This is a genomic window from Psychrobacter sp. CCUG 69069, assembly GCF_021023115.1.
Taxonomy (GTDB): Bacteria; Pseudomonadota; Gammaproteobacteria; order Pseudomonadales; family Moraxellaceae; genus Psychrobacter; species Psychrobacter namhaensis.
Map to the genome: position 1 here is coordinate 29,438 of NZ_QQAI01000010.1, position 24,048 is coordinate 53,485.

The 24,048-nt window shown below is 44.8% G+C and carries 17 protein-coding genes and 1 pseudogene; 11 read left to right on the forward strand and 7 right to left on the reverse strand.

Features of this window, described 5'->3' with window-relative positions; genetic code table 11:
- Nucleotides 1–16 precede the first annotated feature (16 nt).
- A complete protein-coding gene (gene ccmD, locus DVY93_RS07970; protein WP_193005252.1) occupies nucleotides 17–238 on the forward strand; it encodes a heme exporter protein CcmD in 222 nt (73 codons plus the stop codon).
- 242 nt (nucleotides 239–480) lie between these two features.
- Nucleotides 481–981 carry a cytochrome c maturation protein CcmE gene (gene ccmE / locus DVY93_RS07975; RefSeq protein ID WP_193005253.1) on the forward strand — a complete coding sequence of 167 codons (501 nt, stop codon included), beginning with the start codon at nucleotides 481–483 and terminating at the stop codon, nucleotides 979–981.
- A gap of 81 nt (nucleotides 982–1,062) precedes the next feature.
- On the opposite strand, the gene DVY93_RS07980 is transcribed toward ccmE, so the two are convergent.
- The 7 genes from DVY93_RS07980 to DVY93_RS08010 form a co-directional block, all read right to left on the reverse strand.
- Nucleotides 1,063–1,911, reverse strand: coding sequence for an aldo/keto reductase (locus tag DVY93_RS07980; RefSeq protein WP_230710179.1), 849 nt, complete (start codon nucleotides 1,909–1,911; stop codon nucleotides 1,063–1,065).
- Between the two features lie 492 nt (nucleotides 1,912–2,403).
- The gene (locus DVY93_RS07985) at nucleotides 2,404–3,357 is read right to left on the reverse strand and encodes a MetQ/NlpA family ABC transporter substrate-binding protein (RefSeq protein WP_193005255.1); all 954 of its coding nucleotides are present in this window, start codon (nucleotides 3,355–3,357) and stop codon (nucleotides 2,404–2,406) included.
- Nucleotides 3,358–3,587: 230 nt separating this feature from the next.
- Entirely contained in the window at nucleotides 3,588–4,274 is a 687-nt protein-coding gene (locus DVY93_RS07990) for a methionine ABC transporter permease (RefSeq protein WP_193005256.1), read from the reverse strand.
- Between the two features lie 19 nt (nucleotides 4,275–4,293).
- Nucleotides 4,294–5,064: a methionine ABC transporter ATP-binding protein gene (locus DVY93_RS07995; protein WP_230710181.1), complete on the reverse strand. Its 771-nt coding sequence runs from the start codon at nucleotides 5,062–5,064 to the stop codon at nucleotides 4,294–4,296.
- Between the two features lie 356 nt (nucleotides 5,065–5,420).
- Nucleotides 5,421–7,619 carry an ATP-binding protein gene (locus DVY93_RS08000; RefSeq protein WP_230710183.1) on the reverse strand — a complete coding sequence of 733 codons (2,199 nt, stop codon included), beginning with the start codon at nucleotides 7,617–7,619 and terminating at the stop codon, nucleotides 5,421–5,423.
- An 85-nt stretch (nucleotides 7,620–7,704) separates the two neighbouring features.
- Entirely contained in the window at nucleotides 7,705–8,427 is a 723-nt protein-coding gene (locus DVY93_RS08005) for a response regulator transcription factor (RefSeq protein ID WP_058025471.1), read from the reverse strand.
- 299 nt (nucleotides 8,428–8,726) lie between these two features.
- Nucleotides 8,727–10,022, reverse strand: a complete 1,296-nt coding sequence (locus tag DVY93_RS08010; protein ID WP_230710185.1) for an efflux RND transporter periplasmic adaptor subunit — start codon at nucleotides 10,020–10,022, stop codon at nucleotides 8,727–8,729.
- A 675-nt stretch (nucleotides 10,023–10,697) separates the two neighbouring features.
- On the opposite strand from DVY93_RS08010, the gene pilG reads away from it, so the two are divergent.
- The 9 genes and pseudogenes from pilG (at nucleotide 10,698) to DVY93_RS08055 (ending at nucleotide 24,044) form a co-directional block, all read left to right on the forward strand.
- Nucleotides 10,698–11,075 carry a twitching motility response regulator PilG gene (pilG, locus tag DVY93_RS08015; RefSeq protein ID WP_045453505.1) on the forward strand — a complete coding sequence of 126 codons (378 nt, stop codon included), beginning with the start codon at nucleotides 10,698–10,700 and terminating at the stop codon, nucleotides 11,073–11,075.
- A gap of 247 nt (nucleotides 11,076–11,322) precedes the next feature.
- Complete coding sequence (locus tag DVY93_RS08020; RefSeq protein WP_193005260.1) at nucleotides 11,323–11,685, forward strand: response regulator; 363 nt, start codon at nucleotides 11,323–11,325, stop codon at nucleotides 11,683–11,685.
- Between the two features lie 3 nt (nucleotides 11,686–11,688).
- On the forward strand, nucleotides 11,689–12,219 hold the full coding sequence (locus DVY93_RS08025) for a chemotaxis protein CheW (RefSeq protein WP_193005261.1): 531 nt from the start codon (nucleotides 11,689–11,691) through the stop codon (nucleotides 12,217–12,219).
- Between the two features lie 519 nt (nucleotides 12,220–12,738).
- Nucleotides 12,739–13,812 (forward strand): annotated as a pseudogene (locus DVY93_RS08030) (methyl-accepting chemotaxis protein); the annotation flags it as partial.
- A gap of 113 nt (nucleotides 13,813–13,925) precedes the next feature.
- Nucleotides 13,926–14,885 (forward strand): CheR family methyltransferase, encoded by a 960-nt coding sequence (locus tag DVY93_RS08035; protein WP_230710187.1) that lies wholly within the window; start codon nucleotides 13,926–13,928, stop codon nucleotides 14,883–14,885.
- A 30-nt stretch (nucleotides 14,886–14,915) separates the two neighbouring features.
- On the forward strand, nucleotides 14,916–21,848 hold the full coding sequence (locus DVY93_RS08040) for an Hpt domain-containing protein (RefSeq protein WP_230710189.1): 6,933 nt from the start codon (nucleotides 14,916–14,918) through the stop codon (nucleotides 21,846–21,848).
- Nucleotides 21,838–22,842, forward strand: coding sequence for a chemotaxis protein CheB (locus DVY93_RS08045; protein ID WP_230710191.1), 1,005 nt, complete (start codon nucleotides 21,838–21,840; stop codon nucleotides 22,840–22,842). Before DVY93_RS08040 ends, DVY93_RS08045 begins: the two co-directional genes overlap by 11 nt.
- 17 nt (nucleotides 22,843–22,859) lie before the next feature.
- Nucleotides 22,860–23,375 carry a hypothetical protein gene (locus DVY93_RS08050; RefSeq protein ID WP_230710193.1) on the forward strand — a complete coding sequence of 172 codons (516 nt, stop codon included), beginning with the start codon at nucleotides 22,860–22,862 and terminating at the stop codon, nucleotides 23,373–23,375.
- A 141-nt stretch (nucleotides 23,376–23,516) separates the two neighbouring features.
- The gene (locus DVY93_RS08055; RefSeq protein ID WP_198333842.1) at nucleotides 23,517–24,044 is read left to right on the forward strand and encodes a cytochrome b; all 528 of its coding nucleotides are present in this window, start codon (nucleotides 23,517–23,519) and stop codon (nucleotides 24,042–24,044) included.
- Nucleotides 24,045–24,048 lie beyond the last annotated feature (4 nt).

Sequence of the window (24,048 nt, forward strand, 5' to 3'; positions counted from 1 at the left end):
CGGCTAGGAAAATATTATGCAGCCCTATTTTTATAGCGTCTCTGAGTTTATCGCCATGGGTGAGCATGGGGTGTTTGTGTGGTCATGCTGGGCCATTACGGTTGGCATGATGCTGGCTTTTATTGTTTATAGCCGCAGACAGCGACAAGCGCTTATCAAACAGCTCACTATCCAGCAGGCGCGTCAAGCGCAGCGCACTGCTAAACCATCGACGCCTGTCACCAAGCGTTCTCGTTAGTAAAATTAACTCAATATCATAGATTTAGCACATAAAATTGCCTTGTCTTATTTGTAGCAGTGTCACCTCATAAATGGCTATGGGACTTATTGATTTGTCCGAAAAATGCTATCATATAGCCATTAGAAGAGTACGATTAGAAAGACATTCCTAAAAAGTTTTTCTAATGGTAGTTTCTTTAATATTTTCTATTTTGCAGATGAGTGATTTGTAAAATAGGGACTCATCAATGAGGTAGTGGTATGAACGCAGTTCGGCGCAAAAAACTGATGTGGGTTATGTTTACGCTTGCAGGCGCGGCGATAGCCGTGGTGTTGGTGATTTACGCCATTGGGCAACAAACCGACTACTACTTTGACGCTACGGCCATTGCGCAAGGCGAAGCGCCACAAGACAAGCGTATCCGTGCTGGTGGTATGGTCGTTGCAGGTAGTGTCCAGCGCGCAGCAGACAATCCTCTGAACGTTGAGTTTGCTATTACTGATTTTCAATCGACAGTACCCGTGACTTATCAAGGGATTTTGCCTGACTTGTTTGCTGAAAATTCAGGCGTCGTTGCCACGGGTAAAATGCAGGGTGATACCTTTGTCGCAGGAGAAGTATTGGCCAAGCATGATGAAAACTATATGCCACCTGAGGTCGCCAAATCAATGAAAGAAAACAATCGCAGTGGTGCAGTTCCCCCTTCTGAGCAATATAATCCCGCTGAAAAAATTCACGAGACTCAAACGCTGCAACAGTAGTATCAGATTGTTTATCTAAATACGAAAAGGCCACCGACTCATCGGTGGCCTTTTTTAATGGTATTATATCGCAGTTAGCTATTAGTCATCCCATACAGGGCTATAGTCAGGATGTTCAATCTTGCGGCCATCCGAGCGCGCCAACCCGCCAATTTTATCTAGCTCTTCTGCACTCAACTTGACATTAACAGCGTCTAGATTACCCTGCAGGTGATCAGGGTTAGAGGTTTTTGGAATAGCAACACGGTGCTTATCCGACAAAATCCACGCCAGTGATATCTGAGCTGGTGTCACATTGTGTTTATCAGCAATTTCTTTGATGATGTCATTGTCAAACACGTCACCACGTGCCAGGGGTGAATACGCTTCTAGTAAAATATGATGGTTGTTTAAGAAAGTCTGTAACGTATTTTGCTTAATGAAGGGATGAAACTCAACTTGGTTCACCACGATTGGCACGTCTGCATGTTTTTTTGCTTCGATAATATTGGCGATATTAAAGTTCGAGACACCGATATGGCGCGTTAACCCTTGTTTTTGTAGCTCGCACAACGCAGGCATAGTTTCAGACAATGGCACGCGATCATCGGGCCAATGTAATAGCAAAAGATCTACATAGTCGGTATCTAGGTTCTCTAGAGAACGCTTAGCCGCTGCCGCCAACTTCTCCGGTTGAAACTTCATATCATCAGGAAAAATCTTTGTGGTTAAAAAGAACTTGTCACGAGCGACCCCTGACTGTTTAATACCTTGTCCGACCTCTTTTTCATTGTCATACGCTTGGGCAGTGTCAATATGCTCGTAGCCCATCTCTAATGCTTTTTTAACGACATCAACGCAGTCCTGACCAGTCGACTGCCAAGTACCCAGCCCCAGTACGGGGATATTTGCTTGGCCAGCGGTACGAATATTATAAGTTTTAGTAGTCATATTATTATCCTTATGTTTTTATGATTTTGATTTCTTTTCGAATCAAAAACTGGTTTTAACTATCAGTGTAGTCAGTTCAGAATAAAAGTGGACCATCCGTTAATGGTGTTCTACTGATATAAATTTCCCTCGCTGGCTGTTCGCAAGCGTGACAGAGGCTTCATAAAATTCATACCAGTAGAGCCGTCACATTTTTAAAGTGAACCGACTATAATAGTAGCCAGTCATAGTAGCGCTCAATTTGACTGCGCTTCTATTTAGCCCATCCACTATAGGACTAACTGAGAAAAAGAGAAAGGGTGGTTGACGGTTTCCTACAAAGGACAAACAGGCTGTAACGTCATTTTTGGTAATGGATAAATGATGAGACAGGCAGTTAATAAAAACAGAAATAAAAAATTTGGCCCCATAAAAAACGCCCATCACGTTAAGCAATGGACGTTTGTAACTATCATGAGATCAGTAAATTTAGAGTATTTTTGAACTAAAACCTTACTGAGCAGTGGCTTCTACAGGTGCAGTAGCGGCATCAGTGTTGGCGCTGTGATCTGTGCCCCAGATTTTTGGATATTTATACCCTGGGAAAGTCTCGTGAGCATATTTCTTAAAGGCTTCTGAGTTATAAGCGTTAGTCACATCTTCGACCCATTTTTTGCCTTGATCAGCAGACTTAATCGCTGACCAGTTAACGTAAGCAAAACTTGGCTCTTGGAATAGTGCTTCAGTCAGCTCGATACCCGCGTCTGTGGCATAGTTACCATTGATAACCGCGAAATCCACTTCATCACGAGCACGTGGTAGTTGCGCCGCTTCCAATTCAACGATGTCGATATCATATTTGCTGTTATCAGCGATGTCAGTTTTTGACGCAGTCAATGGGTCGATGTTGTCTTTTAGCGTAATCCAACCAAGATCATCCATCATCACAAGGGCGCGGGCAAAGTTACTTGGGTCATTTGGTGCAGAGACGCTCATACCTTTATAGGCTTCGTCTAAGCTGCTCTTTTTGCCTGAGTAGATACCTAGGGGTGCGGTTGGCACTTGGAACACTTCGACTAGATCAAGGTTGTTTTCTTTTTTGAAGGTATCAAGGTAGGGCTTATGCTGGAAAATATTAATGTCTAAGTCGCCTTCAGCCAACGCAAGGTTAGGGCGAACGTAGTCTGTAAAGGCCACCAACTCAACTTCATAGCCCTGCGCTTCAAGCGAGCTTTTCACTTGGTTACGTACCATATCGGCAAAGTCACCTTCGGTAGTACCAATGACGATTTTTGTATGCTCAGGATCAATATCGCTAGCGGCAGTTTCTGCAGTTGTGCCATTGGTAACCGGTTCTTTAGTGGCTTCTGGTGCTGAGGAGTTGTTGCAACCGACCAAAACCAAGCTTGATACGCCAACAGCAGCAAATGCAGTCGCTAACTGACGGCTGATATCTGTTAATTTCATGGAACTTCCTTAATAAGAGACAGAGAATAGAGGAGAGGTATGACGATTAAAAAAGCAACATTATAGAAACTAATGCTGCTCAGTTAAGGGGTGTTAAGTTAGTAACAAAATTAAAGGGTCACAGTAACAAAGTCAAGCCTTTTACTTAGGATGAATCGGCATTAAACCCTGAGTATTATTCATAATAAGGGCAGCTCAATGCCGCTTCTCACTTTGTACTGATAGGGCTTTTAGCGTTTATCCAAGCGATTGGCCATCCAATTGCCAGTGGCTTGAATCGCGATAACCATTATTGACAGTACAATAACGATAAAAATCATCACCTCAGTTTGATAACGATAATAACCGTAACGAATCGCCAAATCACCCAAACCACCACCGCCAATCATACCAGCCGCTGCTGAATAAGACAGCAAACTGATACACAGAATCGTCACTGATAATATCAGGCCTGAGCGTGCTTCATTCAGTAGGACTTTGATAATAGTAAAGGGACGCGCGCCCATAGACTCAGTCGCTTCGATAATACCACGCGGCACTTCACGCAAGTTTTGTTCCACTAAGCGGGCAAAATAAAATGAACCAGCGATTGCCAAGACTAAAGAGGCTGCGATAGGTCCGATACCGGTGCCAACAATGGCTTTGGTAAAAGGACTCATGGCGATCATCAAAATGACAAAGGGGAAAGCACGCATAAAGTTGGTGATGCCACCCAGCACACCGTACAAGGTTTTATTTTGCAAAAATTGGCGGTCACTGGATAAAAATAAGAAGACGCCAAACAGGCCGCCAATGACAATAGCGACCGTCGTTGAGATGCCGAGCATGATGAACGTGTCAATAAACGCATTTGCAATCTCTTTGCGCAGTGCAAACAGCTTGTCTATCGAGGCGGATAATTCAGTACCAGTTAACATATCTATTTCTCCTGCCTCATTAGTCCTCAACGACTAGGCCTTTGCCAATCGGGGTGGTTGCTTGAATCAGACCGTCTCTTACCTCTGCCACTTCTAATAGCTGTCCTTGATGCAATAATGCTGCGCGATCACAGAGACGACGAATGACGCTCATCTCATGAGTCACAATCACAATGGTCACGCCAAGCTGTTCATTGATATCACGTAAGCAAGTCAACAAGCTGCGGGTGGTCGCAGGATCAAGGGCGCTGGTTGGTTCATCGGCCAACAGTACTTTTGGACTCGGGGCAATCGCTCGAGCAATACCAACGCGCTGTTTTTGCCCGCCTGATAGCTGGGCAGGATAATGGCCAGCACGATCGGTTAAATCGACAATCTCAAGACAATCCATGACTCGTTTGTGAATATCGCGATTAGGATAGCCTGACACCGTTAAGTTAAAAGCCACATTGTCAAAGACAGTACGATTCGACATCAGGTTAAACTGCTGAAAAATCATGCCGATATTGTGCCGAGCAATACGTAGCTCACTGGCAGACAAGGTGGTCAAATCGGTGCCATCGATAATGACTTGACCAGAATCTGGGCGCTCAAGCATATTAATCAGACGTAACAAAGTCGACTTACCGGCACCCGAATACCCCATTAGGCCAAAAATCTCGCCTTGTTGGATCGTCAAAGACGTTGGCTCAACAGCGGTAAACCAATGCGGCTTGCCATTTTCGTTTTTGATTGATCGGTCGCTTAAAAAACTTTTGGTCACATCGTTTAAGACAATCATGTCATTCATGGAGGGCTCAAAATTCAATAATTTTTTTAATAGTTATGAGTGTGTTGTTATGCGTCTCTTAGCGTGTCAGAGACGCATTAAAAAACCACAGTCAACAACCCTATAATAAGGGGCGCTAATATAGCATATTATCGAGCGCTTTGGATATGCGCATCCGTGACCCGCTTATGACTAATAGCAATTAGTGAAAGGGGGTTTGAAGAATAGAGAGGGCAATGTCAGTATAAAAAGAAACGCTCATTGGGTATGGTCGAATCTAAATAATCTTGATAAAGAAAGCAAACATGGATTATATACGCCGCCCCTCAAGTGAGATGACGCTGTAGCGGATGTAGAGTTGACTTGTAGGTAGCTGATTAATCGTGCTGGGTATGGTGTGGGTCATGTTTGACTGGTATAACGACTAAAAATCTCGTATGACCATTTAGCGTATCGGTGATAATACGCCCTTGATGGGCGGTGACGATTTGTGAAACTAAGGACAAGCCGAGCCCCGAGCCTTTGTTTTTTTGCTGCAAGCGCACGAATGGGCTAAACACCTCTTCGCGTTTGTCTTCAGGAATACCAGTGCCTTCATCAATCACTGCCAGTACCGCATATTTTGGTAAAGGACGTACAGGTTCGGCTTTCGCTTTCTTCATGTGTTTGGCAAACAGTCCTTCTTTGCGGGGTGTACTCGTCGTCTCAGTATCATTTTGCGCGGTGTCTTTGCTGTCCTTTTTAGCGCCAGTTGCAGAAACAGCTTCTTTATCTGCTTTTGGCGCTTCACCACTTTTTTGCGCCTTGACGCTCCTACTTATTATTCCCTCTTTAGACTTAGGCGCTTCCTCGCTATGAGTAGCACTTTCAGTATTGTTGGCAGCGGTAGAAGACAGGGCAGAGTCAGGAACCGCCTTCCAAATAACCTTTTTAATTCTGTCAGTCAAATCACTGGTAAAGCTGTGATGGGTAACCACCAATGATGAGTCACTATTGGGACGGGGGGAGTCACTCGTACTTGTGGCAGCAGTGCTTGAGGTGACAGCAGCGTTTAAGTCAGAGTGCTCATCGTGAGTACTAGGAGCATGGGTTTCTGTTAATCCCGTCCCATTCTCAAGGCTCTCGCTGTTAGCATCCGTATCTAGGCTAACCTCTGCATGAGTATCGCTATCAACAGCAACGCTTTCACCATTTTTATAAATAGGCGGAGCTGGCAGTGTGGCTATTGGTTCTGCTGCTTCAGATTTGACTTTATCTGTATGGGACGCGTCGTTTGAATTTTTCGGGCTTTGTGGCGCCTCTTCGTTGTTATCAACTTGCTCAGTTTGCTCGTCATACGTTTCAAAGTCAGAGCTATTATAATCGACAAAGCTACTAGATAGCACCGTTTGCAATAGATAATCAGGAATGGTGCCGGCTTCCTCAGCCGTTTGCACACCGTATAGCAATACCGTGACTGGCGGTTTGCCATGGAGCATCGCATTGGTTAATAAATTGCGAATCAAATGGGTCAACATGGATGACTGACCATCAATGACAATATGCTCACCAATCAGGGTGGCTTCAGGATAGTGTTGACGTTCTTGATTGACTAGATCATATAAATCTAAGCGTTCAACTTGCTGCAACGCATGGCCAGCATCTAAACGGCTCACCAGTAGGATACTCTCTACCAAATCATTGAGTCCTGATAAGTCACGATTAATTGCGTGGGCGCGCTTATCAAATTTCGCTTTAGTATCAGAAGGTAGAGCGCCCGCCAGCATATCCATCATCTCAATCTGTAAACGGATACGCGTAATGGGCGTACGCAGCTCATGAGAAGCGTGCGCTAATAGTAAGTTATTGGCATCGATAAGATGTTCGATCTTTTGTGCTGCTTGGTTAAAACCGCGGGCTAATGAGGCGATTTCATCATTACCGCGGGCATTAACGCGTACCGTAAAGTCGCCATCGCCCAGTTGCGTCATCTGTTGGCTCATCTGATTGATGCGCCACGTGATGGTACGAGCAATCCACCACAGTACGCCTGCCATTATGAGTAGCAGCAGTAGCGTACCCGTGAATAAATTCAACGCAGCCGAGAGTACCGGCTTTTTAGGAGGTAAGCGTGATTCATACAACAGGGTATAGCCAGTGCTGCTATAGACTTGAACTTGCTTGGTAGGGGAGACATCAGAAAATGAGGGGAAAACGCGTGATAGCAGCGATGGGGGCGCTGGCAGCTCTAGCGGCAAATCGCTATTGTCTGTTTGCATCAGCAACCGACCATCATTGTTGTATAAGCCCATCTTTGCTTGTAGTGATTCATCAAAGATATCAAAGCTTTTTTTGACCACAGCCAGCATAAAACGTGACTGTAATCGATTGTCTTTACTAACAGAGACATTAAGCTCATGCAAAAATGGGTCAATTTGTCCCAAAATCTGGGTGGCCAGTATTTCTGAGCGTATGCCTGCATCTTTGTCATGCACCAGTTGAGTCAATAGCACCATAGCGACTGCAAATAAGATAAGTGCCAGCATGACACTGGCAAATAGCTTGGCAAATACGGAGCGAAATCCCAACTGCTGCATTAAATAGTCTCTGTTTTCAAGCGTTTACGTCGGCTCACAGGTTTGTCTCATACCACGGGGTTAAGCGTCTGGCTACTTTCTGGGATCAAACCTGATCAGTGGCAAACTGATACCCAACGCCGCGTACGGTAATAATACGTTTTGGCTGGCGTGGGTTGTCTTCAATCAACGCTCGCAGACGTGAAATATGCACGTCAATCGCGCGATCAATGTTGTCTGAGCTGTCATCATTGGGCATGGCTTGCCAAAGCTGCTCACGATTCAACACTTTACCAGAATGGGTAGCAAAGTAATGCAAAAGTTGGAACTGATGCGTCGTCAAACGTACTGGTTCATCGTCGATAGTGACTTCATGGCTGTCAGGGAAGACGCTCAAACGCCCAAACGTTAAGCTGTCTGACTGGCTGTCTGCTTGATTGGGCTGCTCGTGCCGACGAATAACCGCGCGAATACGGGCCAAAAGCTCACGTGGTTCAAAGGGCTTAGCAATATAATCATCAGCGCCCATCTCAAGACCGAGTACGCGATCCGTTGTATCCCCTTTCGCAGTCAACATGATAATCGGCACTTTATTGGTCATGTTGTTTTTATTGCCGCGAATTTTTTGACACACTTGCATGCCGTCCATATCAGGCAACATCAAATCAAGTACGACCAAATCAATGTCACGCTCTTTGGTGTCTAGTAAATCAAGCCCTTCTTGACCGAGTCCTGCATGATGAACATCATAATAATTCATTGTCAGGTAGTCACTGATCAACTCAGCCAAATCTGGATCATCTTCAATTAATAAAATCTGTTTGCTCATGGGTTGTCCTCTCGTTGTTGTTATAGTTTGCCAAAAGTCTTGTGCGCTTGATGTGTTAATCAGACAGGCACATCACTATATTAGCGGCTCAAGTATTGACATTATTTACTCATTTATACTCACTCTCGCAATCTGCAAACCTGTTTTCAGACTACTAAGACCGACAGTCATAAAGTACAAACGGTTCCAATACTCAGTATATGCTATATATCATACGGGCATAGTGCCTAATTACGCTGTTACAAAACAAGAGAGCCTTTGTTAATGTTTCTACACAATGTAACTGTCGATGTTTATCGCTATGAAACAATGACTTTTTTGCCTTCAGAATCAATGGGTAAGTCTGCCAAACAAATTAAGCTGTCATTACTAATACCCGCAATTAAATACTGGTTTGTTGTGGGATTATATTCAACCACTTCAATAGCTCGGCGCTTTAAACGCTGATCTTGGCCAATAACCCAGACATTCGCCGTCAAAGGTCTCAGCGGCTTGTAGGGCGGCTTTTGTAGTTCTGTTAAGTCGACATCATGAAGGGCGCGTTTGGGTACAATCGTACCCACATCTATTTGACCATAATTAACCCGCCCTGTGACCTTCATGTCTGCTAACAGCTTGTCATGATTTTTCTGATTTTCAATCACATCGACGTAGACTAAGAGTTTTTTAGGCTGACTGGTCGCTGTCAGCTTACTGACCTGTCCCGTAAACTTATCTGACACACCTTCAGCGGTAAAGTTGACCGTCTGACCAACCGAAAGCTGAGGTTCCGCTTGAATAGGTAGGGTAGCAATAAAGTACAATTTCGTCTCGTCGCTAAGCTGTAATAGAGGGGTGCCAGCCTCTATATTTTGTCCCGCCTTCACATACAATTCTTCTACACGCCCTGAAAAACTGGCCCGCACCGTGACCAATTTATAGTGAGAGGGTCTGCTCGTCGCACCTTTGCTACTATTTACCGTCCTATCGCTGGAGTCGACGTTTGCGTTATCGATGGTTGATGGCGCTTTTGATGGTTCACTGCCATCGGTCACGCTGTTTTTTATGTCTGTCTTATTATCATTACCATTGTCATCAGTAGGGGCTTGCTCAGGGCGGGAGTGGGTCTCTTTTTCTTGTTTATCTGCCAGCTTTGCGCCTTTGGGACCGTCGATGTTATTAGCCAATGTATTTTCTTGAGGCGAGTTCTCGGTTTCTAGCGGTGCGTTGCCTGCTGTACGCTCTGAGTGCACTCCTGTGTTACCGCTCTCCAAACGTCGAACAATGAGCAAAGGCGTCTCTTTTTCTACCCATTGTCCCTCACTGATCAGTATTTCTTTGACGTTGATAGGGTGTGCGGCTGTAAACTTGGTTTGTTTAATGGGTTCGATACGACCTTGCAGTCCCACACTAGGCTGATAGCGTGACGGCTTAATACTCAATATGTGCTCTGGTGTCATGGTCACGCTATCATTAGTAATGACAATTGGCGTATCGACTGCGGCACTGTCTGTGGAAGTCACGGGTTCATCAGTAGGCGGCGATGGCTGACAGGCGGCAAGCAAGAAAGCACTGAGTAAATAGGTGCTGTTTTTTAAAAGTTTAGAAGCAGTCATAGCCGTCACCGTAAGAATCGTTATTTTATTATATAGTGAATTGTATCGAGGTGAAACAATTGCCCAATACTTAGGGTACTTACCAAGATTGAGGTTTTAATTACTAATAAATAGCCAAAATCATTGCGCTCGCGAGTAACAACCATTTTTATGTTACTGGCTAGTGTGAACATTTATTTGTTAATGACTGGAAAAGGGTCAATAACTGTGCTAAAACGAACATAACAAATTCTATTGATACACTTTTATTACAAAATAAAATTATCCAGCAATGTGATTATCGTTTCTATATAATGCAGAAATATCATGCGGTTGATGGTTTTAGAAATTGAGAGCGCTATCGATGACTTATGTATGACTGTTCTCTGAGCGCGCGTTACCAACACTGAGGTAATGGGCGCTCAAAAAAGCGAAATAGTTCGGGCAAAAAACGCCGAGTAGGGCTCAATTTAGCAAATTTATCAATCAGAAAGTGCGTATAGTAACCCATGTTGATGCCCTGTTTGACAGGCAGAGATTGACAGATGACAGATTCACTGTCATAACACATGGCAATACAAATTTAGACGGCCGTATCACATGAAGAACACGTGATATGACGAGGTAAAAAAACCGTTAAAAGTTTGTATTGATCGGTAGCATTACGAATCAATAGTCGTTTATAGGACAGTGATAATGGAAAATAATTTTGATGGTTTAAAAGTGATGGTGATTGATGACTCAAAAACCATTCGCCGTACCGCAGAAACCCTATTGCAAAAAGCGGGTTGTGAAGTAGTGACCGCGATTGACGGTTTTGATGCGTTAGCAAAGATTGTTGATAACAACCCAGATATTATTTTTGTCGATATTATGATGCCGCGTTTAGATGGCTATCAGACTTGTGCGTTGATAAAAAACAACCCAGATTATGCCAGTAAGCCCGTGATTATGTTGTCGTCTAAAGATGGCTTGTTTGATAAAGCGCGGGGCCGTATCGTTGGTTCTGATGAGTATTTGACGAAGCCATTTAGTAAAGATGAGCTGTTTGAGGCAATTAACCAGTACCGCTAAGACAAATAAGTAAATGTGTGATTAAATTCAGGCTGAACAATCTGTGTGATTTCGGTAAACTTTACAGGTTAGGCGATATGGCCTCGGCATTTGGGTTTATGAGTATTTACAAATAATTGCTCAACGTTTCATCACAACCTTTAAGAAAGTCTCTTTGTCATTCATGTTTGACGAGTCATTTTACTTGGGTTGTTTCAATAATATAAAAATATATCCTCTGGGGTATTTTCGAAAAAAGGGAACTCTTATGACTACTGTTTTAGTCATTGACGACTCGCCATCTGAAATGGCGAAATTTCGCGACATGCTTGCTCGACATAATTTTACAGTATTAGAGGCGACAAATGGTGAGCAAGGCTGTCAGATGGCCGTGGATCATCTACCAGATGTCATCCTAATGGATGTGGTTATGCCAGAGATGAATGGTTTTCAGGCCACTCGTAAAATCACTCGTGGTGAAACCACAGCCCACATTCCTGTGATTATGATCAGTACCAAAAATCAAGAAACAGATAGGGTTTGGGGCAAACGTCAAGGCGCTAAAGAGTACATGGCTAAGCCAGTTGATGAAAATGGATTGGTTAATATCATTCGCAAAGTAATGGAGTAGCTTGTGGCATCCAGGGGATTTATTGAGCTTCTGCGTTTAGCAGATTTGGCCCGCGCCCGCAAAAGTGGACGGCGCGGTGGACAAGAGTATGATTGGCAAGGTGTGGTATTTGAGATTGGCGGACAGCGACTGGTTGCTCCGATGGGTCAGATATCAGAAGTATTGGCCATGCCGGAGTACACAAGCTTGCCTTTAGTAAAACCCTGGATGTTAGGCATCGCCAATATTCGTGGTCGCCTATTACCAATAACGGACTTGTCTCAGTTTTTACAGGTTCCTAGCCGCTTAACGCAAATGAGCCAACGAAAAGTTATTGTCATCGATCAGGACAATCTGTTTTCAGGGCTATTGGTCGATCAAGTCATTGGTATTGAGCAGTTTACTCGGGACCAGTACCGAGCAGAAGCGATTGAGCCTAGCTCACCCTTTGCCCCCTATAATCATGGAAAGTTTGTTAAAAATGAGCAGGATTGGTATGTCTTTATGCCAAGCTTGCTTGCCCAAGATGTGCAGTACACCGATGCTGCAATATAGCTGTCGATAACAGAGTACGTAGCTGTTAGAACAATGACTAAATAATAGCGAATGACATGATACGGTTGGATGTCAGCATTCATACAGGCTTTGCTAATCACTGCTGCTTTTATAACAGTAAGATTGTCAAAGTCAGTCACGAGAAGACTTTGACGATTGTTTGAAAGGAAACGCACTATGAGTGATGTTATAAAAAAACCTGTCGCTGGTACGACCAAAAAAACAGCAGATGGCAAAGAGGCTAATAACACTTGGAAACTGTTATTAGGATTTTTTGTTCTAGTGAGTGTGGTCTGTTTGATTTGGCTGGTAAATTCGTTATCGTCAGTGAGCCAGTACTTGGCCGATTTTAACCAATCTGTTGTTTTACCGGCGGTTGTATTTGCCATCGGGGTCCTAGGGATTCTGTTTACTCTGTATCAGCTTCTTAAGCAGCGTGGTGGGTCCGAGCGATTACTGATTGAAAAAGAAACCCTACGCCGTCGTCAAGAAGCAGAGGCAGAGTCTGAGCGCGCCCGTCAGATTCAAGAAGAAAACGAGCGTAACCAGATAGCCATTCTACGTTTACTTGATGAATTGGGGGATTTGGCAGAAGGGGATCTAACGGTTAATGCCACGGTATCAGAAGATTTTACAGGGGCCATTGCTGACTCAGTGAACTTTGCGATTGATCAGTTGCGCCAGTTAGTACTGGTGATTAATAACACGGCTGCCCGCGTTTCGCAGTCCTCAGAGCAAACACAGATGAATGCGGTTGAACTGGCTGAAGCCTCTGAGCATCAAGCACAAGAAATTGCGGGTGTGTCAGCGGCTATTAATGAGATGACTGTCTCGATTGACCAAGTTTCAAACAACGCGTCAGAGTCTGCGACGGTTGCCCAGCGTTCAGTGGCTATCTCGCACAATGGGGCGGCGGTTGTACAGCGCTCTATTGAGGGCATGAACGTTATTCGTGATCAGATTCAAGAGACGTCCAAACGTATCAAGCGTCTTGGTGAGTCTTCGCAAGAAATTGGTGACATCGTTGGTTTGATTAATGACATTGCAGACCAGACCAACGTGCTGGCATTGAATGCTGCTATTCAGGCATCGATGGCGGGCGAAGCTGGTCGAGGCTTTGCGGTTGTTGCCGATGAGGTCCAACGCCTTGCTGAGCGCTCTGCTAATGCCACCAAACAGATTGAAACACTGGTAAAAACCATTCAGGCAGATACCAATGAAGCGGTTATGTCAATGGAGTCCACGACCTCTGAAGTCGTACGTGGGGCGCGTTTGGCGAAGGATGCTGGTGAAGCACTAGAAGAGGTACAGAGTGTTTCTAACACGTTGGCTGATTTGATTCAAAACATCTCAAATGCAGCCATGCAGCAGGCTGAATCTGCTGGACACATCTCGCACACTATGAATATTATCCAAGACATTACCTCACAAACCTCATCTGGGACGATGGCAACAGCGCGTTCTATTGGTGAGCTGAGCGAGATGGCGGCAGCGCTACAAGAGTCAGTGACAGGCTTTAAAGTAACGAATGACGATGAGTTGTTAGACAGTGACACGCTGAGTACGGAAAATACGTTGTCAGAAAGCGCTTGATAATAACGCTCAGTGCTAAGTCAGTACTGAACGGTTTATCGTCTTTTATTAATGTGTGCGTTAAAACGCTGTACGAGCCGTGATGACGTGCAGCAAAAATCATAGCAGGTGATGTGAATAATTTTACTCAACCAGATGGCGATCCCATTCAATCAGGCAAGAATTCTTTGGTCACAGACGCTAGGCAGGAAGACAGTCTTGATGTGCAGCAGTGGCAACGGTACATAGAGCAAGAAATTGGCTTTGTTCTACCAGATGTCCAGCTGCAGTGGTTGATAAATGCGATTGACCGTACGGTATTAACGCATGGACTGACAGCTAATAGTTTATGGCATCAACTGCCAAACAATACTATGTTACGTCAGCAGTTGTTAGATAAAGTGCTGATCCATGAAAGTCGTTTCTTTCGCCACATGCCGTCTATAGAATTTGTCACAAAGTATGCGCGGCAGCATCAATTGACGGCCTCCGACCGTAGTAGTGACAATGGCTCTAGTGAGTTATTTCGTATTTGGAGCGTTGGTTGTGCAAGTGGGCAGGAAACGTGGTCGCTCGCGATGAGCTTGGCAGCGGAGCCATTGACAAACTATGTGATATTGGGTACTGATGTCAGCCAACAAGCCATTTTACAGGCACGACTGGGGCAGTATGATAAGCGGCAGCAGCTCTTAATTCCCGCCCGTTGCCAGCAGTTTGTTCAGCCATTGCGAGATAAGAGTGAGGCGCATCAGTCAAATTTTTATGGTTTATCTGCTGTAAAAAAAGCGACAAACAGTACGCACGCAGACTGGCAGGTTGCGCCAATATTGCAACAGCGCGTTAGTTTCGCTTTACACAACATTATTGAGAAAAAACCACCCACGTCGCATCTTCAGCATGTGATCATCTGTCAAAATATGCTGCTATATTTTCGTAAGTTTGATCAGCGCGATATTCTAGCGAGACTATCAGAACAGTGTGCGTTAGGTGGATATATTATATTGGCTCCAGGTGAGGCGTTGTTTTGGCGTCCTTCGAATATGCGCCGTATTGCGCACCCACAGGTTAATGTGTGGCAAAAAATCCACGCCTAAATTAGTGCCTAAACGAGTTAGGATAAACCGATGAAAAACCAGCCCAATGACATAGTGACGCTTGAATGGTTGTTACCTCTGTTTAATCAGCAATTATCACAGATATCTGAGGGCTGGCAATTAGGCGCTGATCGCACTAATGCCGAGCAGATGGTACAGAACTACCATCAGGTTGGTGGGGCGCTGACCATGATCCGCCTGCCTTTATTGGCAAGTCTCGCCAATAAACTGAGTTTGCTGGCAGAAGCAAGCAATCGCACAAGCAGCCACAATAGTAACTCTACTCATCGTCGTATCGGCCAACTGTCTCATGAGTTGTTGCAGCGAGAATTGAATCAATACGCACATACGAGCAGTTACCGTACCGCCTTTGTTAGTAACGCTACTAACAAGCTTACGCAGGCGTTGGCAAAATTAGGGATAGAGACTGACTCACCTGCTAGTCTTATCGATCATCAAGGTGAGCATTCATACCCTAACGCTGTCGATGACCATGTTACTGACAACCATGTTACTGGCGACAGTGTTATCGATAATATTGAGGTGGTAGTACCGACTAGTAGAGCCGCTACGCAGTTGACTGACCATCACTATCAACAGTTATTACTGGTTTGGCGACAGCAAGTACAAGAGTTACTGGTTACCAATACCAATCAGGCCTCTTTATTAACGGTATTAGCAAGGGTCAGTCAATACTTATGGCAGACCACTCAGGATGGTGACTTACAACGCCTGTGGTATTTAACAGACTTGTGGCTCAATGATCTGACTCATAACGACACACCGCTGCCTGAACAGTATGCACCATTGTTAAGTCAGCTTGAGCAAATGATAGCGTCTTGTGTCCAGCACACTCAGCTGTCATCGAGCACTATTAAACATTTAACTACCAGCGTGTATGCTGAGTTAAATAGTCTGGCACAAAACAGTGAGCGCACGCAGTCTACGCTAAGCGGTGTATCGCATAGCGCACCGACGCCTCCACGTTTTTTACCACGGATACTAAGTGAGCTTGAAACCCTTATCTTCCATCTCGATAAGCCAGACACGCTTTTAACACCGTTGCAAAAAATAAAAAGTCAGCTTAAGGGGCGAGGCTGGACATACTATGTGGCACAAGTCGACACGGTGCTTACAGATATAGAGCACGCTTTATCGTCAGAAACAGGCTTTGCCCAAGAGCAGGGGCAGATTGAGCGTAAGCTTCAAGAGTTGTACAGTGCTATTTATAATACCGAACAGACGATATCTCTTAAAATAGGAAACGCGGCCTCTTTTATTACGCGGTCTGATGTGGGCGAAAGTGTTGATACGCAAACGGCTGATAGTCAGGATTCAACTCCCGCTGGCGAAGGCTTGCGTGAGCTACGTATTGCGGTCGAAGACGTCAAGCAAAGCTTTAGTGCATATATACAGCGTCAAGATATCCATCTGTTGCCAACGGCTACAGACTTTACTCGTATTGGTGATGCTTTTGCTGACATGGGTTTACCCGCCATTCGCCAAACCATGAATGACATGGCCAGCATATTTACACAGCTGGCAACTCACAAGATCGAAGCGCTCAGTTGGGATGTGACCCAATCGCTAGCTGAGGGGCTAACGTCTATTGAGCTGCTGCTTGATTACCTGGCGCAGCAAGTTTTCAATCAGCAGTTACTAACACGGGCCAATGAGCACACTACTAAAGCCGCCCAGCTTCTAGATGTTTATATTGAAGCACCAGAGACGATCAACGACACTTTTCTGACGCAAAAGCCCGCCGCAACGAATGTACTTCGTTATGATGATAGTGGCGAGATTGCTCCTGTTACTGACTCAAGCACAGAAAGTGAGAGTGTGGTAGAGCAAGCGACTACCGACGTTGGCAGTAATAGCGCTAATGACCAAAATAATAATAGTTCCGAGAGTGCTGCATTGATGCGCGCTCGTGAGCAAGTCAAGCCTGATAACTTTGAGATAGATGAAGAGATTCGCGACATCTTTATCGAAGAGGCGACAGACGTCATCACCGACCTAGAAGACTTCTTACCGATCTGGCAGCAGGATGCACAGGACTTAACTCCCTTAACGGAAGTACGCAGAGGCTTTCATACCTTAAAAGGCTCAGGGCGTATGGTCGGGGCTTTTAGTATCAGTGAGATGGCGTGGTCAATCGAAAACCTACTCAATCGCCTTTTAGATAAGACACTACCTGTCACAGATGAGATAGTCAGTCTTGTGATAGAGACGACCAAGCGTTTGCCAGCGTTAGTCACAGATTTTGCAGCGCAGCAGTTACCAGGTTTTGACCCTGCTGTTACTATTTTACAAAGTCACAACTTAATGACACAGCAGCCTATCAATGCTGGGCTAACCACCTCTGAGTCTGCACTGACTGATACTGAAGTATCAAGTTTGACGGCGGACTATGCTGAGTTGTCAGATTCTCTCGATACCGTTTATGAATCTACCAAAGACAGTAATGATAGTGAAAGGAGCAGTAAACCTGCGTCCTTATCTACACTAGTGATACCAGCGGTATTGAAGTCTTTTATGGCGGAGACGGAGCAGTTGCCAGTAGATGCGAGCGATGCCGATCCTGATATTAAAGAGATATTTATAGAAGAAGCCAATGAAGTATTGGCAGAAATCGTACCTTTATGGGCAAATTGGCAACTGTCACCAACGGATTTAAGCGTGCTGGCGGATATCCGTCGCGGGTTCCACACCTTAAAAGGGTCGGGGCGTATGGTCGGGGCTAACTACACTGCGGAGCTGGCATGGGCGATAGAAAACATGCTGAATCGCCTCTTGGATCGTAGTATTACGGTCTCAGCAGATATGTGTCAGCTTATTGCAGATGTGTTAGCTGCCTATCCTAAGATGCTAACGGTGTTTGAAAATAACGGTCAAGAATACCCTACCATGGTGCCACTATGGATTGCATGCGCTAAGGCTTTTAGTAAACAGCAAGGGGATGAGTTCAGCTATTCTACCTTGACCGAGCAAGCATCGAATGAGTTTGAGCAAGAGCAAGCCAACCAAGATTGGGTCGTGCCAGCTGATGTAGATGAAGCCAATCTTATTGATGATGACAGTAGCGAAGAGATAGACATTACGCTACAGACGATTAACTCTGTCAACGAAATGATAGCAGAAGCACCCATTATCTTAGCGCCGCAAAGCGAAAAAGAAAAAGCATTCTTTGAGATTTTTATCGACGAAGCCGAAGGGTTGTTACACGATATTGATCAATTCGTTGATGAACATCAAAATCAGCCTTACGTTGAAGTGACCGATGCGATTGTACGGGCGTTTCACACGTTGAGAGGGGCGTCTGGCTCTAGTGCTTTAGCCGCTATCAGTGAAGTTAGTGCCACCATTGAGCATAGCTTGGAGTTGTTGCAGCAGCAAGATACGGCCATGAATGCTCAGCATTTAGAAGCATTGGCTCAGTCTGCCACGTTGATGGATGGCTACTTGCACAATTACAAACAAAACATTCAGCCACAAGATGTGTCGATAGAAGGCGCGCAAAGTCAACAAGATATAGCCTCTTTACAAGCCATGCTGGGCGAGCCATATGGCGTTAGCGATGCTGATGTTATATCGGATAATAAACCAACGATCGCGCAGCTTTTAGACAATCATATCGATGAATTATTGGATGCTGAATGGGAGTTAGATGCCGCACTGAGCCACTCTGAGACAGCACAAGTTCAGAGTTATATAGAGCAGCAAATTTCGCAAATACAGTATTTAGCCAATAAAGCCCAAGCGTTTCCAAAATTCACCTCAATCCTCAATGAGCTGGGTCATGCTTATAGCTACTTGCAGGATAATCCTGACAAAGCAAGAGACAAAAATGTTCAAGCGGTATTACATGACGGCCATGCCCAATTAGTCGGTTTGTTTGATGCGTTAGCGGGTAGTATGTCACTGAAAATCGATCAGCAAGCTCTTGATGACCTGCAAAATATCTACCAAAATGATGATAGCAGTACTCATAATGAAAGCATCTTTACTGTGCAAACCGTCTCAGCGCCTGATCTACAGCTTGAGTCTATTGATACCGACGCTGAACTGTTAGAGATCTTCTTAGAAGAGGCGCAGGAGCTTGATACGGCGCTAGATGAGAGCTTTAATAAATGGCGTGCTGATATCACCAATGTTAATGCATTAAAAGTTTTGCAACGCCATCTGCACACTATCAAAGGTGGCGCGCGGATGGCAGGTATTCGTAGTATCGGCGATTTGACTCACGAAGCTGAAAGTATCTATGAAGCGTTTGTAGAGAACAGACAAGCACCAACAGCGCAATGGCTTGAGATTATGCAGGTGGTGCAGGACACGATGTCACTGCAATTGATGCATATCGTAAATTATAAAAAATCGTTTTTTGCCTCAGCGCTTATCGAGCAATTACAACAGTTTGAAAAAGCAAAAACGTTGCCAGAAACGGTAGAGCTCATCATACCAGCACCGAAGAGCCGTTTTGACTCTGAGACGGTAAGTACAGCTGACAGTAGTTATGATAGCGATGCGGCGTCTGATGCTTTAAGCCTAGACACTATGATTAAACAGTCATGGGCTCATGGTTTGCCTGATCCTGATATATTGGCGGTGTTTTTAGAAGAAGCAGAAGAGCTTACCAATCGTAATAAATATCTGCATTTATTCTTAAAAGATACAAGTAACACAACCGCGCTTCAAGCGCTTCAGCGTGATTTGCACACCATCAAAGGTGGGGCACGAATGGTTACTGCGGCTGGCATCGCTGATCTGGCTCATGAAATGGAGGCTGTTTATAAAGATTTTGTGAATAACCGCCGTCCTACTACCAAAAAAGTATTAGAGTTACTCGTTGCCAGTCATGACTGGCTTGCCGATGCGGTATCGATGCTTAGACAGCATGTCAATCCGCCAACGCCTGCATTGCTCATTGAAGCGTTACAGCAGTTTGGTAAAAATCCAGACAGTTTAAAACAAATACCCAAGGAGTCTCTGCAGGCACAGCATGAAGCAATCTTCATAGCGAGAGAAAGGCAGGATTCACAGTATCTTGCGAAAGATATTAGTGACATGCCAGCGATGGTCAGCAGTACCAACGAGGAAGATCAGAGTGCTAACAATAATGAGATGATTCGTATTTCAGGAGGGTTGATCGAGCATATGATCAACTTGTCTGGCGAGTCAGCCATTAACCGTGCGCGTATCGATATGGGTATGAGCAGCTTGACCAACAGTATTGAAGATATGGGTATCACAGTACAGCGGCTAGCCGATCAGTTACGCCGGATGGAAATCGAGCTTGAGGCACAAATTTTATCGCAGATAGACGATGAGCTGATTGAGAATGAAGATTTTGACCCTCTAGAGATGGATCAGTACTCTTCTTTGAATCAATTATCAAAGTCTTTGACAGAATCGGCGTCGGATTTGGTTGATATTAACCACACCTTGTTAGAGAAAACACGTGATAGCGAAAGTCTTTTATTACAGCTGTCACGAACACAAACTGAGTTGCAAGATGGGCTTATGCATTCGCGTATGGTGCCATTTACGCGCTTGACCCCGCGTCTTGAGCGGGTCGTGCGTCAGACCGCTAATGAGCTTAACAAGTCTGTTGAGTTAACAATAATCAACGCTGATGACGAGATGGATAGAACCATCCTAGAGCGTATTACCTCGCCGCTTGAGCACATGCTGCGTAACGCGGTCGATCATGGTATCGAGAACACCTCGACGCGTCTAAAAGCAGGTAAGGAGCGTAGTGGGCGTATCACTCTTGAAGTGCAGCGTGAAGGGAGTGAGATTGTCATTCAGTTAGTAGATGATGGTCGCGGTATTGATGTAGACGCGGTACGTAATAAAGCGATCTCTCAAGGTCTCATTGACGCAGACGATAATAGCCTCACTGATCTTGATATCATGCAATATATTTTTAATGCGGGCCTAAGTACCAGTAAACAAGTGACGCAAATTTCTGGTCGCGGCGTTGGGATGGACGTGGTTATTAGCGAGATTCGTCAATTAGGTGGCGCCGTATCGGTCACCTCGGAGTTAGGTAAGGGATCACGCTTTACGATGCGTTTACCACTGACGGTGGCTGTGTCTGATGCGTTGGTGGTTCGGGCCGCGGATCGATATTATGCGATACCATTGGTGCAGATTGAGCGTGTGGTTCGTATCAGTCCAGAAAAGCTTTACGACTATTATCAGTCAAATGATGCAACATTGAGCTTTGAGGATGGTGATTATCGGGTGCGCTATTTAAATGAAATCTTATCAGGCAATAAGCTAAATGAGCTTGTTGTTAACACCAACACCAGTTTGCCTCTCATTCTTATTAAAAACCGCACAGGACACAACATTGCTTTGCAAGTTGACCAAATCGCAGGGTCACGTATTGAGGTGGTGGTAAAACCATTAGGAAAACAGCTGTCGAACCTACCTGGGATTTCAGCTGCTACTATTATGGGCGATGGCTCGGTAATGCTCATCTTAGATCTGATCGCGTTAATGCGTAATGCCCAGTTAAGTAAAAACGTCACGAAATCCGCTGATGCTAAACGAGGTCGTTTAGAGTCTAAGTCCACGGTCTTAGTCGTCGATGACTCAGTCACCGTACGTAAAGTAACGTCACGTTTCTTGGAGCGCCAAGGGTTTAACGTGGCAGTGGCAAAAGATGGTATCGATGCGATTGAGATATTACAAGACACGACCCCAGACATGATACTGCTAGACATTGAGATGCCGCGCATGGACGGTTTTGAGGTCGCTACCCAAGTCAGACACAATAAGCGCTTACAGCACATTCCTATCATTATGATTACCTCACGTACGGGTGAGAAGCACCGTGAGCGTGCCTTAGAGATTGGCGTGAATGACTACATGGGTAAGCCATTCCAAGAGCAAGAGCTGCTCAGTAAAATCCAGCAGATACTGGGTCAAAAGGTCAGCTTGACTCATGATGGATAATGCACGTGTTTTGGCACTGAGTAAAAAAAACAAAGATGATATCAAGGTGATGGTGGTAGCAGAAGACTACCATCAGCGTATGGCTTTTTCGGACACTGTACGCAGCTGCGGTTTTACCCTCGTTGGTTGTGTGTCACGGCTGCAATTGCAAAAAAAAAGCGAGCTCACCGATATGGCCATCGACATTTGGCTGATAGACAGTGACTACGATGATAATGTGCTTACCGTGACTACTGCCTCTAAACCCGCCGCCGTACTGGTCGGTTTTAGTCAAGCACCTTATCTGAATGAAGCGCAGCAGTATGCCAAATGGCAGCGTAAGTTAAAGCGTAAGCTTGCACACATATTTGCTTTGCCGCTCTTAGTAGATGCCCCTGTTCAAAGGAATGAAAGTCCTGAAATAGATTGGCGCTATGTGGTTTTTTTGGGCGCTTCTATGGGAGGGCCTAATGCCATAAAAGAGTTTTTAGATAACGTGTCGCCCACGCTGCCGATTTGTATTTTACTGGCCCATCATTTTAACAGAACCATGATTGATACCTTGCCGCGCATACTCAACCGTCATAATAACTGGCGTTGTCAGGTCATTACCTCTTCACAGCGCTTACGAGCCGGTCAGTGCCTTATAGCACCTATCGATAAGCAGATTGTCTGTGACTCAACAGGTCGAGTAATACTGTTAGATCAAGCTTGGAGTGGGGAGTATAAACCTGCTATCGGTCAGATTCTCAAAAACACCAGCGACGTTTATGGTAGTGAGCTTATCAATATCATATTTTCAGGGATGGGCAACGATGGATCCCAGTACTTGGATCTCATTCAACATAACAACAGTCAATTGTGGGCGCAAGACCCTAGTTTGAGCGCTTGCTCAAGTCAACCTCAGGCTATTATTGATTCAGGGTATTGTGGTTTTGTCGGTAGTCCAGCGGATTTGGCAAAAAAACTGACGGATTATATTGGCGAGAGGGCGGTGACAAGCTCTTCGCCTTAACTTATGGTGAGCGATGTATGAAACAAATTTTGAAACATTCGTTTGAGGCAGTAAGCTTGCTGACCACAAACAACGGTATGCTCGATGTTACTGTTATTCCAGCTGTTAACCAACCTGACTGGTTGATTCCAAGTAGCCTGATTTTGAGTGTGGAAAACTGTGCCGAGCGTACGTCAACCTATAACTGGCAGCAACAAGCGTTGATGGTATTTCATCTGTTACCGCAGGATCAGTCGCCAGAGACAATCGTGGTATTAGAGGGTAATACCTCAGATCACCGCTTGGCTTTGCAAACGGCAGGTAAGTTGCAACCACGACAAGTGCGTATTTCTGAGGTGAAAGACATTGATGTCCCTGAGCAGTTCGATAATTCTGAGCCCCTCAATAATATGGATACTGATGATAGAGGATTACCCCTTAATGAAAACGTTGTGCTATCCTACCTTTTTCAAACCGTTATGATTGATGACAAAACTTACTTGGTGCCAGACTTAGATAAAATTGCGCACCAATTAATTGATTTAGACAGCTAACTTTTCATCTGTTTTTGAGTGGGTCTTTGCTATCAAAGCGATCGTCCAGTTATCCTTGATGATGATTAACTACTGAATCATAGCTGTTTTGTCTATCACGTGAATGACAGCTAATTGATGACGAGGGTAATAGGGCAACTCATGAGTAATGTAAATTCAAACGTATCAAAGTGGTCCGTCAGTAGCCGTATTTTTCATTGGATTAGTGCGATTTTGTTGCTAGTCACGTGGGTAATGATACTGCTGTATGACAATCTTGATAGCAACCTTTATATCGGATTGCATAAATCGTTTGGCATCAGCTTGCTGTTTTGGATGATAGCGCGGGTCATCAACCGTCTATTGACTAAAGCTCCGCCATCAGTCCCAATGCCAAAGTGGCAAGCCCTGCTGGCACACTTAACCCATTTTGGTTTGTATGCGTTATTAATCGCCATGCCAATGGCCGGCTTGTTAATGACGGTCTATGGTGGCCGACCAGTTGATATTTTTGGCTTGTTTCAGATTCCAGTGTTTGTCACCCCAGATCGCGGTTTGGCCCGCTCCTATAATGATTTGCACACTGATATTATCTGGCCTGCGATTATTGCGTTTACGCTTATCCATATTGGCGCAGCTTTGTATCATCAGTTTGTGAAAAAAGACAATTTGATAGCGCGCATGAAGTAGTCGT